The 12,485-nt window shown below is 70.8% G+C and carries 10 protein-coding genes; 7 read left to right on the top strand and 3 right to left on the bottom strand.

Features of this window, described 5'->3' with window-relative positions; all coding sequences use genetic code 11:
- Positions 1-182 precede the first annotated feature (182 nt).
- Together ADL25_RS09395 and ADL25_RS09400 are read right to left on the bottom strand one after the other, a co-directional pair.
- Positions 183-1,529, bottom strand: a complete 1,347-nt coding sequence (locus ADL25_RS09395) for a glycoside hydrolase family 26 protein (protein ID WP_159044906.1) — start codon at positions 1,527-1,529, stop codon at positions 183-185.
- A gap of 87 nt (positions 1,530-1,616) precedes the next feature.
- Positions 1,617-2,492, bottom strand: coding sequence for a hypothetical protein (locus tag ADL25_RS09400; protein WP_059127276.1), 876 nt, complete (start codon positions 2,490-2,492; stop codon positions 1,617-1,619).
- Positions 2,493-2,940: 448 nt separating this feature from the next.
- Between ADL25_RS09400 and rplM the strand changes: the two genes are divergently transcribed.
- From rplM to glmM, 3 genes are all read left to right on the top strand, one after another.
- Positions 2,941-3,384: a 50S ribosomal protein L13 gene (gene rplM / locus ADL25_RS09405; protein ID WP_059127195.1), complete on the top strand. Its 444-nt coding sequence runs from the start codon at positions 2,941-2,943 to the stop codon at positions 3,382-3,384.
- A 42-nt stretch (positions 3,385-3,426) separates the two neighbouring features.
- The gene (gene rpsI, locus ADL25_RS09410; protein WP_059127196.1) at positions 3,427-3,939 is read left to right on the top strand and encodes a 30S ribosomal protein S9; all 513 of its coding nucleotides are present in this window, start codon (positions 3,427-3,429) and stop codon (positions 3,937-3,939) included.
- Positions 3,940-4,178: 239 nt separating this feature from the next.
- Positions 4,179-5,537, top strand: coding sequence for a phosphoglucosamine mutase (gene glmM / locus ADL25_RS09415; RefSeq protein ID WP_059127197.1), 1,359 nt, complete (start codon positions 4,179-4,181; stop codon positions 5,535-5,537).
- A 190-nt stretch (positions 5,538-5,727) separates the two neighbouring features.
- On the opposite strand, the gene coaA is transcribed toward glmM, so the two are convergent.
- Positions 5,728-6,696, bottom strand: coding sequence for a type I pantothenate kinase (coaA, locus tag ADL25_RS09420; protein ID WP_059127198.1), 969 nt, complete (start codon positions 6,694-6,696; stop codon positions 5,728-5,730).
- Between the two features lie 570 nt (positions 6,697-7,266).
- On the opposite strand from coaA, the gene glmS reads away from it, so the two are divergent.
- The 4 genes from glmS (at position 7,267) to alr (ending at position 12,484) form a co-directional block, all read left to right on the top strand.
- Positions 7,267-9,114 (top strand): glutamine--fructose-6-phosphate transaminase (isomerizing), encoded by a 1,848-nt coding sequence (glmS, locus tag ADL25_RS09425; protein WP_059127199.1) that lies wholly within the window; start codon positions 7,267-7,269, stop codon positions 9,112-9,114.
- A gap of 262 nt (positions 9,115-9,376) precedes the next feature.
- Positions 9,377-9,748 (top strand): holo-ACP synthase, encoded by a 372-nt coding sequence (locus ADL25_RS09430; RefSeq protein WP_059127200.1) that lies wholly within the window; start codon positions 9,377-9,379, stop codon positions 9,746-9,748.
- A gap of 40 nt (positions 9,749-9,788) precedes the next feature.
- Entirely contained in the window at positions 9,789-11,234 is a 1,446-nt protein-coding gene (locus tag ADL25_RS09435; protein ID WP_107116557.1) for an NAD(P)H-hydrate dehydratase, read from the top strand.
- A gap of 86 nt (positions 11,235-11,320) precedes the next feature.
- Positions 11,321-12,484 carry an alanine racemase gene (gene alr / locus ADL25_RS09440; RefSeq protein WP_059127201.1) on the top strand — a complete coding sequence of 388 codons (1,164 nt, stop codon included), beginning with the start codon at positions 11,321-11,323 and terminating at the stop codon, positions 12,482-12,484.
- The last annotated feature ends 1 nt before the right edge of the window (position 12,485 follow it).

The raw sequence follows: 12,485 nt of genomic DNA on the forward strand, positions 1-12,485 counted from the left end.
GCTTGTGCCCTGGGTTACGCGTCCTCGAACGCCTCTTCGGCGTCTCGGCCGCTGCCCCTCAGATGCCCCCCCTCGGGCGCCCAGATCACCGGCCGAACAGGTGAATGATGCTTACACATTTTAGGCGTGTAAGAGAAGCGGGTGTGAATGTTGTAGTCAAAAGTTAACCGACTTGTAGACGTTCAATGTCGATTCGTGACTGAGTGTGCCCAGTTTCCGCCACTGATCACTTTGGGAGACCGGTAGGTCCGCTGCACATCCGCCCCCGTGTTCTTCTTTCGGGGGGACGAGGCGTTGTCGTACGACAACGCTTGGCCCCACACGGTCCACAGCACCCACGGCGTCCTGTCCAGGGTGTCCGGCCGGGCGGCGTTGAGTGGCACGTGGAAGGACTCGGCGACGATCCGCGGCTTGCCGTACTGCTCCAGTCCGCGGTACCAGACCTCCGTCCAGGCCCCCGCACCGAACGGCTCGGCGGGGCTGCCGCTGTAGTCGTCGACCCCCACCACGTCCACGTAACGGTCGCCAGGGTAGTAGGGCCGGGGCTCGCGCCCGTAGGAGCCGTCCCAGGAGTTGGGCGCCCATACGAAGATCAGGTTGTGCAGTCCGCGCCGCCCCACGAGGTGGTCGTACGTCACGCGCCACAACTGCCGGAAGTGGTCCGGGTCCTGGCCCCCCCACCAAAAGCCGTGCCCGGGCTTCGTGTTCATCTCGTGGTACGGGCGCAGCAGCACCGGAACCCCGTGGTCGGCGAGATAGCCCAGATGGTCGGCGAGGAAGTCGAGGTCGTGCAGCAGGTCCTGGTGCTCCGAGGTGCCCGGGGTGATCACCCGGGCGAACCAGCCGGGGTCGTGGGCGGCGGGGGAGTTGCGCTGCTGTGTCTGTGCGAATCCCTTGACCGGGCTTCCGGGGTACGGCTGGTGGAAGGAGAAACCGACGATGCCCGCGGGGCCGCCCCCGTTGTGCGGCAGCGAGACCTCGGTGCCGGACGTGCAGTCCCAGTGGCTGCCGGAGGGACGGTACGAGCCGTCGTCCGGCCGCGGCAGGCCCGCCCAGACGCCCAGGGCGAGATCCACGGCGTCGTCGACGTACCCCCACATCCGGCGGCAGCTCGGCCAGGAGCGTGAGTAGGAGCGGGACTCGCCCACCGCCCAGCCCGGCTGTCCGTAACCGGGCCCAAGGTCCAGCTCCACGAACCCGGGCAGCCGCCCGGTGATGTCCTGTGCCTTGCGGTAGTAGTAGCCCGGCTGCTTGGTGCCGCGGTAGTCGCCGTACTGGGGGTTGTACCGCTCGTTCTGCAGCTCCACGTGCTGCCCGATGACCGTGCGGCTCGGGCGGCCGTGCCGTGCGTCGTTCTCCAGGCCGGCCAGCATCGCGTACACCCGGCGTGCGGCCGGGGTGGCCCTGGGGTCGCGCTCCCGCAGATCGGTCGCGACCGTCACCGGTGCCTTGTCCGGCCAGGCCCACACCGCCAGTGGCGCCGTCACCGCCGCGCCGATCGCTCCCAGCAGACCGATGCGTCCTCGCATCCGCATGACGTCAGGCCGATCCCGTGATCGACCGCACGGCGTCCCGGTGTTCCCCGGGACGCCTGTGGTCTGCGGACGCGCGGCGTATCACTGGTCGGCGGCCGCGGCCGCCTGCACCTCGCCGCGGCGGCGGATCTGCCGGAAGGCGAACGCGGCCATGTCGTCGCCAGCCGTGAAGACCTTGGCGTCCTTGGCCGTCACGTCCTTGCCGTTGGTGAAGCCGGCGAGCGTGAAGTAGGCGTAGCGACCGTAGGAATTGGTGGTGGAACGGCAGACCGTCTTGCGGCAGAACGTGGGCACGCCCTTGCCGAACAGCGAGGTGATGAAGCTCTTCTTGTCCGCCTGCTGCTTGGTCTTCGTCGCCTGGTCGGTGGTGTCGAAGAGCGCCACGCCGACCGTCACCGCGACGCCGTCCTTGGTGTAGGTGGCACGGATGACACGGGTGCAGCGGTTCTTGGTGAGCACCGCGGGCAGCGTGTTCTGAGCGGCCGAGGCGCACTTCGTGGTGTCCGCCGTCGGCCCCTTCTTGTAGACGTTCGTGCCCACGGTCAGCTGGGTGCCGGGGAACAGCGTGTCCGCGCTGATCGGTGCCTTGTCCTTCTGCACGCTGGATATGAAGTCCATCGGGTCCAGCGGAGGAGGAGCCGAGGTCGGGGCGAACGTCGGAACGGTCGCGGCACTCCCGCTGGGGAGGTCCGCGGTGCCCGGCAGCGAGCCGGACGGCTTGCCCGATGCCTCGGGGCTGCCGTTCGCGGACACGACGGCCACGGCGACGGCGGCGCCGACGGCGACCGTGGCCAGGGCGCCGCCGAGGATCAGCAGCAGCCGACGGCGCTTGTTGCGCGCCTCGGAGGCTTCGGCGAGCGCGGCCCAGTCGGGGGTGTCGCTGCGGCTACCCCGCTCGGACTGCTGGGAAGTCGGTTTCCAGGGATCCCACGGGGGCTCCCCCTGCCCATAACTCATGCGGCGCATCTTAGACGGGCCGCGAAGGGTCCCGTTCCCTTCGGTGGCCCCCGGGACGGCGCGACCGGGAGGCAGAATGGACAGGCTCCCGCTTTGTGTGGCAGCCCCGGCAAAACCAGCCTGTCCGACCTTTGAGGGCGAGGTCACCGGGTCCGGCACGCGCGGCGGGGTGCGGTCGCGGGGACGATCGGCGGTGCCGCGGCGCCGAAACCGCCAGGACCGGCGCGGGCCCCTTCGTTTTGACCCATGTGGATGCCCCCGTTATCCTGGCTGTTCGTTATGTGTATTGGCTTGCTCATTCTCACGTGAGGGGCCCTTACACCGGTCCACCGGGCCGATGACCAGCGACCTGCACGCGGCTTGCGTCACCGCAGTGCGGTCTGGGCTGTCGTGATCGTCTTCGGTGACCTTGTCAGGATCCTCACTGAAGAAGCGAAGGCTACGAACCGTGCGTACGTACAGCCCCAAGCCCGGCGATGTGACGCGTCAGTGGCACGTCATCGACGCTCAGGACGTCGTCCTGGGCCGTCTGGCCACCACCGCCGCCACGCTGCTGCGCGGCAAGCACAAGCCGATCTATGCGCCCCACGTGGACACCGGCGATTTCGTCATCATCATCAACGCGGACAAGGTGCACCTGTCCGGTAACAAGCGGACCCAGAAGATGGCGTACCGCCACTCCGGCTACCCGGGTGGTCTGCGTTCCGTCCGCTACGACGACCTGCTGGCGAACAACCCCGAGAAGGCCGTCGAGAAGGCCGTCAAGGGCATGCTCCCCAAGAACTCCCTGGGCCGTCAGATGCTCTCGAAGCTGAAGGTCTACAAGGGTGACCAGCACCCGCACGCTGCCCAGCAGCCGGTGCCGTTCGAGATCACCCAGGTCGCGCAGTAAGTCCGGCCACCCCCTAAGACCGAAGAGAATCTGAGGAGAATCGTGGCCGAGACCACTGCCGAGCAGCCGCTCGAAGAGCTTGACATCGACAGCTACACCACCGAGACCGATGTCCCGGTGGAGGGTGAGTACACCTCCGAGTCCCTCGCGTCCCGCTTCGGCGAGCCCCAGCCGGCCGCCGGCCTGGGCCGTCGCAAGAACGCCATCGCCCGCGTCCGGATCGTTCCGGGCTCCGGAAAGTGGAAGATCAACGGTCGCACCCTCGAGGACTACTTCCCGAACAAGGTGCACCAGCAGGAAGTCAACGAGCCCTTCAAGGTGCTCGAGCTGGACGGCCGCTACGACGTCATCGCCCGCATCGCGGGTGGCGGCGTCTCCGGTCAGGCCGGTGCGCTCCGTCTCGGTGTCGCCCGTGCGCTGAACGAGGCGGACGTCGACAACAACCGTGGCGCGCTGAAGAAGGCCGGCTTCCTGCGCCGCGACGACCGCGCGGTCGAGCGGAAGAAGGCCGGTCTGAAGAAGGCCCGCAAGGCCCCGCAGTACAGCAAGCGCTGATCGCATCCGCTGGTCGCTGCGGGCGTCGTACCGCCTGCAGCGCGCACGCATCGCCCCGGCAGCACGCTCTGTGCCGCCGGGGCGGTTCGTTTACGGGGAGTGGCGCTTATCCCCGGCTTATGGAGTTCGGCTTGTGGAGCTTATGGAGCAATCCCGACGGTCTCGGTACGGACGCGGGTGATAAGCCTGAAGACAGATCCGGAGCCGCACAATCGCAGCAACGTTCGGAGGACGACACAGTGGGACGACTCTTCGGTACGGACGGCGTACGCGGCGTCGCCAACGCGGATTTGACGGCCGAGATGGCGCTCGGTCTGTCCGTGGCAGCGGCACACGTACTGGCCGAGGCGGGTACGTTCGAGGGCCACAAGCCGAAGGCGGTGGTCGGACGGGATCCGCGTGCGTCCGGGGAGTTCCTGGAAGCCGCCGTGGTCGCTGGGCTCGCCAGCGCGGGCGTGGACGTGCTGCGCGTGGGAGTCCTGCCCACCCCGGCCGTCGCGTATCTGACCGGTGCGCTCGGCGCCGACCTCGGTGTGATGCTCTCCGCCAGCCACAACGCCATGCCCGACAACGGGATCAAGTTCTTTGCCCGCGGTGGCCACAAACTGGCCGACGATCTCGAGGACAAGATCGAGACCGTGTACGAGGAGCACCGCACCGGCGCTCCCTGGGACCGGCCCACGGGCGCCGGGGTCGGACGTGTGAGGTCCTACCGCGAGGGCCTCGACCGGTACGTGGGCCACCTCCTCGACGTCCTGCCGAACCGCATCGAAGGGCTCAAGATCGTCCTCGACGAGGCCCACGGCGCCGCCGCCCGGGTCTCCCCGGAGGCGTTCACTCGGGCGGGCGCCGAGATCGTCACGATCGGCGCGGAGCCCGACGGCCTCAACATCAACGCCGGCTGCGGCTCGACCCACCTGGACAAGCTCAAGGCCGCCGTCGTCGAGCACGGCGCCGATCTCGGTATCGCGCACGACGGCGACGCCGACCGCTGCCTCGCCGTGGACCACACGGGCGAGGAGGTGGACGGCGACCAGATCCTGGCCGTACTCGCGCTGGCGATGCGGGAGCGTTCCGCACTGCGCTCCGGCACCGTCGTCGCGACGGTCATGTCGAATCTGGGCTTCAAGCTGGCCATGGAGCGCGAGGGCATCCACCTGGTGCAGACCGCGGTCGGTGACCGGTACGTGCTGGAGGAGATGAAGGAGAAGGGCTACGCGCTCGGCGGCGAGCAGTCCGGGCACGTCATCATCCTCGACCACGCCACCACCGGTGACGGCACGCTGACCGGCCTGCTGCTGGCCGCGCGGGTGGCGCAGACCGGCCGCACGCTCAAGGACCTCGCCTCGGTGATGCAGCGGCTGCCGCAGGTCCTCGTGAACGTCCCCGACGTCGACAAGTCCCGTGTCGGTACGTCCGCCGACGTCGCCTCCGCCGTCACCGAGGCCGAGCGGGAGCTGGGGTCGACCGGGCGGGTGCTGCTGCGTCCCTCGGGCACCGAGCCGCTGGTGCGGGTCATGGTGGAGGCCGCAGACATCGACCAGGCGCGGTCCGTGGCCGGCCGTCTCGCGGACGCGGTGAAGTCGGCGCTCGGCTAGAGACGCCCGGCTCCGGAGTTGCGTTCACGCTGTCCGGCCCAGAACCACTTCTGGGTCGGCAGGGTGACCGTGCCCGCGAGCACGATACCCAGCAGGTTCAGCAGGAGCTGCGCGGTGGAGCCCCATGCCCGGCGGTACTCGTTGCTGGTGAAGGCGACGGCTGCGTTCGCGGCACCACGTCGTCGGTCTTCTACAGCTTGCGCAGGCTCAGCCGCTGCACCTTGTGGTCCGGGCCCTTGCGCACCACCAGGGTGGCGCGGCCGCGGGTCGGTGCGATGTTCTCCACGAGGTTCGGCTTGTTGATCGTCTGCCACATCGTGCGGGCGTAGTCGAGGGCCTCCTCCTCGGCGACCTGCGTGTACTTGCGGAAGTACGACGAGGGGTCCTGGAAGGCGGTCTGGCGGAGCTTGCGGAAGCGGTTGAGGTACCAGCGTTCGACGTCCTCGGTGCGGGCGTCGACGTACACGCTGAAGTCGAAGTAGTCGGCGAGGCCGACCCGGGTACGGCCGTCCTTGCCCGGGAGGGCCGGCTGGAGCACGTTGAGGCCCTCGACGATGAGGATGTCCGGGCGGCGGACGGTGAGCGTGCGACCGGGCACGATGTCGTAGATCAGGTGCGAGTAGACCGGGGCCGTCACCTCGTCCTTGCCGGCCTTGATGTCGGCGACGAAACGGGTCAGCGCCCGGCGGTCGTACGACTCGGGGAAGCCCTTGCGCGCCATCAGCCCGCGGGCCTGGAGTTCCCCGGTGGGCAGCAGGAAGCCGTCGGTGGTCACCCGCTCCACCCGCGGGTGCTCGGGCCAGCGGGAGAGCAGGGCCTGCAGCAGACGGGCGACGGTCGACTTGCCGACCGCCACGGAGCCCGCGACACCTATGACGAACGGGGTGCCGGACTGGGAGCCCTGCTCGCCGAGAAAGGTGTTCAGGGCCCCGCGCAGGCCGTCGGTGGCGCCGACGTAGAGGTTGAGCAGCCGCGACAGCGGGAGGTAGACGTCCCGCACCTCGTCGAGGTCGATCACGTCGCCGAGACCGCGCAGCTTCTCGACCTCCTCGGCCGTCAGCGGCAGCGGCGTCTTGTCGCGCAGCGCGCTCCACTCGGCACGGGTGAGGTCGACGTAGGGAGTCGCCTCCGGCCTTGGCCGGTGGGCGCTCCGGGGCATCGAGGAGACCGGAGAGATCACAGTCCATTGTTAACGGAGTTCGAACCGGACTGTGGGGTGGGGTGCGTCACGTCCGCCTGGCGCGGACATGTCGAAGGGTGGGCTGATTTCGTCCGCCGTCGCGTCCGTTGGCCGATCCGGCCGGTCCGTGGTGCCTTCGCGGACCGGGTAATCCGGATGGCTCAATCGCCCGCCGAGGCCGGACGACGGACCGGCCGCCGGCGGTGTCGCGACGGGCCGTGTCGGCTGAGGGCTTGCAGCCGCCTGCCCGCCGGCGGTGTCCATCGCCTCGTGGCGCGCCTGGATGCGCGCGATGACGCGTTCCTGTCCCAGCCCCTTGGCCCGGCGGAGTTCGGCTTTGGTGGCGAACAGGGGGATCCCCCCCCGCCCCGGTCGTCCGGGCGAGCACTTTTCGACACACTCGGTGCCGCGCTCCATCACTGGTTGATCACGAGTGCCCGGTCTGCCATGTGTGCTTCGGCGCGCGGGTGTTCGTACGCCAGTGGGAATTTCCGATTTCGGGCACGCTTCGAGAGGTCGGGACGTCCCCCGGACCGTAGGCTGCGGCACATGTGCGGAATTGTGGGATACGTGGGGCCGCAGTCGGCGCTCGATGTGGTCGTGGCGGGATTGAAGCGGCTGGAGTACCGGGGATACGACTCGGCGGGCGTCGCCGTGCTCGCGGACGGGGGCCTGGCCGCCGCCAAGAAGGCGGGCAAGCTGGTCAACCTGGAGAAGGAGCTGGTGGATCGGCCGCTGCCGGCCGGCACCACGGGTCTCGGGCACACCCGCTGGGCCACCCATGGCGCACCGACCGACGTCAACGCGCATCCGCATCTCGACAACGCGGGCCGCGTCGCCGTCGTCCACAACGGGATCATCGAGAACTTCGCGCTCCTGCGGGCCGAACTGGCGGAGCGGGGCCATGTGCTCGCCTCCGACACGGACACCGAGGTCGTCGCCCATCTGCTCGCCGAGGAGTTCGCGGTGACGGCGGACCTGGCGGAAGCGATGCGGCTGGTGTGCCGGCGGCTGGACGGCGCGTTCACCCTGGTGGCGGTGCACGCCGACGAGCCGGACGTGGTTGTCGGCGCCCGGCGGAACTCCCCGCTGGTGGTGGGCGTCGGTGAGGGCGAGGCCTTCCTCGCCTCGGACGTCGCGGCGTTCATCGCCCACACCCGGTCCGCGATCGAGCTGGGCCAGGACCAGGTGGTCGAACTGCGCCGCGACGGCGTCACGGTCACCGGCTTCGACGGCCGCCCCGCCGACGTCCGCTCCTATCACGTGGATTGGGATGCCTCGGCCGCCGAGAAGGGCGGCTACGACTACTTCATGCTCAAGGAGATCGCCGAGCAGCCCAAGGCGGTCGCCGACACCCTGCTCGGCCGTATCGACGCCTCCGGCTCGCTGCGCCTGGACGAACTGCGGATCTCGGCCGCCGAACTGCGCGAGGTCGACAAGATCGTGGTCGTGGCGTGCGGCACGGCCTTCCACGCCGGGATGATCGCCAAGTACGCCATCGAGCACTGGACACGCATTCCGTGCGAGGTCGAGCTGGCCAGCGAGTTCCGCTACCGGGACCCGATCCTCGACCCGCGCACGCTGGTCATCGCCATCTCGCAGTCCGGCGAGACCATGGACACGCTGATGGCCCTGCGGCACGCCCGTGAGCAGGGTTCCAAGGTGCTGGCCATCTGCAACACCAACGGGTCGACGATTCCCCGGGAGTCGGACGCCGTGCTGTACACGCATGCGGGCCCGGAGGTCGCGGTCGCCTCGACCAAGGCGTTCCTGACCCAGCTCGTCGCCTGCTATCTCGTGGCCCTCTACCTGGGACAGGTGCGCGGCACCAAGTGGGGTGACGAGATCCATGTCGTCATCCGCGACCTGTCGCAGATCTCCCGCGCGGTCGAGCGGGTGCTCGGGACCATGGAGCCGGTACGCAAGCTGGCGCGCTCGCTCGCCGACAAGAACACCGTGCTCTTCCTGGGCCGGCACGTCGGCTATCCGGTGGCCCTAGAAGGCGCCCTCAAGCTCAAGGAGTTGGCGTACATGCACGCCGAGGGCTTCGCGGCGGGCGAGCTGAAGCACGGGCCGATCGCGCTGATCGAGGAGGACCTGCCGGTCGTCGTGGTCGCGCCGTCGCCCCGAGCGCGCTCGGTCCTGCACGACAAGATCGTCTCCAATATCCAGGAGATCCGTGCGAGGGGTGCGCGCACCATCGTGATCGCGGAGGAGGGCGACGAGGCGGTGGCCCCGTACGCGGACCATCTGATCCGCATCCCCGCGACGCCCACCTTGTTGCAGCCGCTGGTCGCGACGGTGCCCCTCCAGGTCTTCGCCTGCGAACTGGCGACGGCCCGGGGCAACGAGGTGGACCAGCCGCGGAACCTGGCGAAGTCGGTGACGGTGGAATGAGTCCTCGGGGCCTGTGAACACGACTCGAACGCCCGGCCGGGGAGTGCGAGTCGGGCAGGGACACGGGACGGGGGAGTCGACGGCCGCAGCGGTGGCGGCCTGTTCGCCGGGGGCCGGGGATTCCGGGACCCCTCCGGAGCGGGCGCTCTCCGGCGTTCGGGACAGCCGTGTGCCGACCGGTCGCCGCAGGCCGGCAGCCGGTCGTGACGGACGCGTCGTCGGAGACCGGGGAGCGGAGGCGGGCCGCCGTAGGGTGCTCCGTATGAGCATCATCGGGGTCGGCATCGACGTGGCCGAGATCGACCGGTTCGCGGCGTCGCTGAGGCGCACGCCGGGTCTGGCCGGACGCCTCTTCCTGCACCAGGAGTTGCTGCTGCCGAACGGGGAGCGGCGCGGTGTCGCCTCCCTGGCCGCGCGGTTCGCGGCCAAGGAGGCGGTGGCCAAGGCTCTGGGTGCGCCCGCCGGGCTGCACTGGACCGACGCCGAGGTCTACGTCGAGGACAGCGGCCAGCCGAGGCTGCGGGTGACGGGCACGGTCGCGGTCCGCGCCGCCGAACTCGGCGTGAAGTCCTGGCACGTGTCGCTCAGTCATGACGCGGGCGTGGCCTCGGCGGTCGTCGTGGCGGAGGGGTAGGTCCGCTCCCGACCGGCGGTCGTGAGGGAGACTCGACGGTATGCGTACTGCGTACAGCGTGGAGACGGTGAGGGCGGCCGAGCGTTCGCTCATGGCACGGCTTGCGGAGGGTGCGCTGATGCAGCGCGCCGCCGCCGGACTGGCCGCGGCCTGCGCTCAGTTGCTGCGACGGGTGTACGGCAGCCGGACGGTGCTGCTGGTGGGCAGCGGGGACAACGGCGGTGACGCCCTGTACGCCGGGGCGCGGCTGGCCCGACGCGGAGCGGGCGTCACGGCGGTGCTGCTCGCGCCGGAAAGGACCCATCAGGGCGGGCTCGCGGCCCTGCGGGGGGCGGGCGGCACGGTGGTGCCGGGCGGCCCCGAGTCCGTGGGCGCCGCCGAGGAGGCGATCCGGCGTGCCGACCTCGTGGTCGACGGAATCGTCGGGATCGGCGGCAAGGGCGGCCTGCGGCCGGACGCGGCGCGGCTCGCCGCGATCGTCGGGCAGTCGCGGGCGGCCGTGGTCGCCGTCGACCTGCCGAGCGGGGTGGAGGCCGACACCGGCGAGGTGCTCGGCCCGGCCGTACGGGCCGATCTGACCGTGACCTTCGGCACCCACAAGCCGGCCCTGCTCATCGACCCGGCCCGGGAGTACGCCGGTTCCGTACGCCTCGTGGACATCGGGCTCGAACTGCCCGGGCAGGCCGAACTCGAGGCGCTGCAGCACGCGGACGTGGCGGCGCTGCTGCCCCTGCCGCAGGCCGAGAGCGACAAGTACCGGCGCGGGGTGGTCGGTATCGCCGCCGGATCCGCGCGCTACCCCGGGGCGGCCGTGCTCGCGGTGTCGGGCGCGCTGCGGGGCGGGGCCGGAGCCGTGCGGTACGTGGGGCCCGCCGGGGGAGCGGTGATCGCGCGCTTCCCCGAGACGCTGGTCTCCGACACCGGGCCCGCGAAGGCGGGGCGGGTGCAGGCATGGGTCGTGGGGCCGGGCGTCGGTGACGACGCGGCGACCGTGGCGGAGGTGCTGGAGGCGGACGTGCCCGTGCTCGTCGACGCCGACGGGCTGCGGCTGGCCGACCGGGACGTCGTCCGGGGCCGCGGCGCGCCCACTGTGATGACCCCGCATGCGGGGGAGGCCGCCGCACTGCTCGGGGTGTCGCGCGAGGAGGTCGAGGGGGCCCGGCTCGCGGCGGTGCGGGAACTGGCGGCGCGTTACCGGGCGACCGTGCTGCTCAAGGGTTCCACCACGCTGGTGGCGGACGCCGGGGGCGGGCCCGTCCTGGTGAACGCCACGGGCACGCCCTGGCTCGCGACCGCCGGGAGCGGGGACGTGCTGTCAGGGTTGTCCGGTTCACTGCTCGCATCGGGTCTTTCCGCCCGGGACGCGGCCGGCGTGGCCGCGTATCTGCACGGTCTCGCGGGCCGGTACGCGGCGGACGGCGCGCCCGCGGGGGCACACGACGTGGCGAACGCCATCCCGGAGGCCTGGCGGGACGTACGGGGCTGACCGGCCGCCCCGCCTGCGGTACGTCATCGGCACGCGCCGCACCGGCGTCGAAGAGGCGGCGGAGCCCTCTGAGAGACTGGGGCGCGATGACAAGTACTGAGACGGCACCTCTGCGCGCCCGTGCCGAGATCGACCTGGCGGCTCTGCGGGCGAACGTCCGTGCCCTGCGCGCCCTCGCTCCCCGCGCCGCCCTGATGGCCGTGGTGAAGTCGGACGCGTACGGCCACGGGGCGGTGCCGTGCGCCCGCGCCGCCCTCGAAGCCGGTGCCGAGTGGCTTGGCACGGCCACGCCCGAGGAGGCGTTCGCGCTGCGTGAGGCGGGCCTGCACGGACGTGTCCTGTGCTGGCTCTGGACCCCCGGCGGGCCCTGGCGCCGCGCGATCGAGTCCGACGTCGACGTGTCCGTGAGCGATCTGTGGGCCCTGGAAGAGGTGCGCGAGGCCGCGGCCGCCGCCGGCATGCCGGCCCGCGTCCACCTCAAGGCCGACACCGGCCTGGGGCGGGCCGGCTGCCAGCCCGCGGACTGGCCGGAACTCGTCGCCGAGGCCCTGCGGGCCCAGGCGGACGGCCTGGTCAGGGTCGTCGGCCTGTGGTCGCACTTCGCCTGCGCCGACGAGCCCGGACATCCCTCCATCGCGTCCCAACTCGGCCGCTTCCGCGAGATGGTGGCGCACGCCGAGGAGCGGGGCGTACGGCCCGAGGTGCGCCACATCGCCAACTCGCCGGCCACGCTGACCCTGCCCGAGGCCCATTTCGACCTCGTCCGGACCGGCATCGCCGTCTACGGCCTGTCGCCCAGCCCCGAGCTCGGCACCCCGGCGGACCTCGGGCTGCGCCCGGTGATGACGCTGAAGGCTTCGCTGGCCCTGGTGAAGCAGGTCCCCGGCGGTCACGGCGTCAGTTACGGGCACCAGTACACGACCTCCGGTACGACGACCCTCGGCCTGATCCCCGTCGGCTACGCGGACGGCGTCCCGCGACACGCCTCCGGCAGCGGCCCGGTCCTGGTCGACGGCAAGCTGCGGACGGTGGCGGGCCGGATCGCCATGGACCAGTTCGTGGTGGACCTGGGCGGCGACGAGCCGGCGCCCGGCACGCAGGCGATTCTCTTCGGCTCCGGCGAGCACGGTGAGCCCACCGCCGAGGACTGGGCGCAGGCGGCCGGAACCATCGCTTACGAAATCGTGACCCGGATCGGATCCCGAGTTCCCCGCGTCTACGTGAATGTGAATGCGGAACAAGTTGGGTAAC

The sequence above is a fragment of the Streptomyces sp. NRRL F-5122 genome, from assembly GCF_001507435.1.
Classification (GTDB): Bacteria; Actinomycetota; Actinomycetes; order Streptomycetales; family Streptomycetaceae; genus Streptomyces; species Streptomyces lannensis.

Excerpts from the sequence above, each read along its gene's own strand:
- ADL25_RS09395 (WP_159044906.1), bottom strand. The coding sequence starts at position 1,529 with ATGCGAGGACGCATCGGTCTGCTGGGAGCGATCGGCGCGGCGGTGACG.
- ADL25_RS09400 (WP_059127276.1), bottom strand. The coding sequence starts at position 2,492 with ATGAGTTATGGGCAGGGGGAGCCCCCGTGGGATCCCTGGAAACCGACT.
- coaA (WP_059127198.1), bottom strand. The coding sequence starts at position 6,696 with ATGCCCCGGAGCGCCCACCGGCCAAGGCCGGAGGCGACTCCCTACGTC.
- glmS (WP_059127199.1), top strand. The coding sequence starts at position 7,267 with ATGTGCGGAATTGTGGGATACGTGGGGCCGCAGTCGGCGCTCGATGTG.
- ADL25_RS09430 (WP_059127200.1), top strand. The coding sequence starts at position 9,377 with ATGAGCATCATCGGGGTCGGCATCGACGTGGCCGAGATCGACCGGTTC.
- ADL25_RS09435 (WP_107116557.1), top strand. The coding sequence starts at position 9,789 with ATGCGTACTGCGTACAGCGTGGAGACGGTGAGGGCGGCCGAGCGTTCG.
- alr (WP_059127201.1), top strand. The coding sequence starts at position 11,321 with ATGACAAGTACTGAGACGGCACCTCTGCGCGCCCGTGCCGAGATCGAC.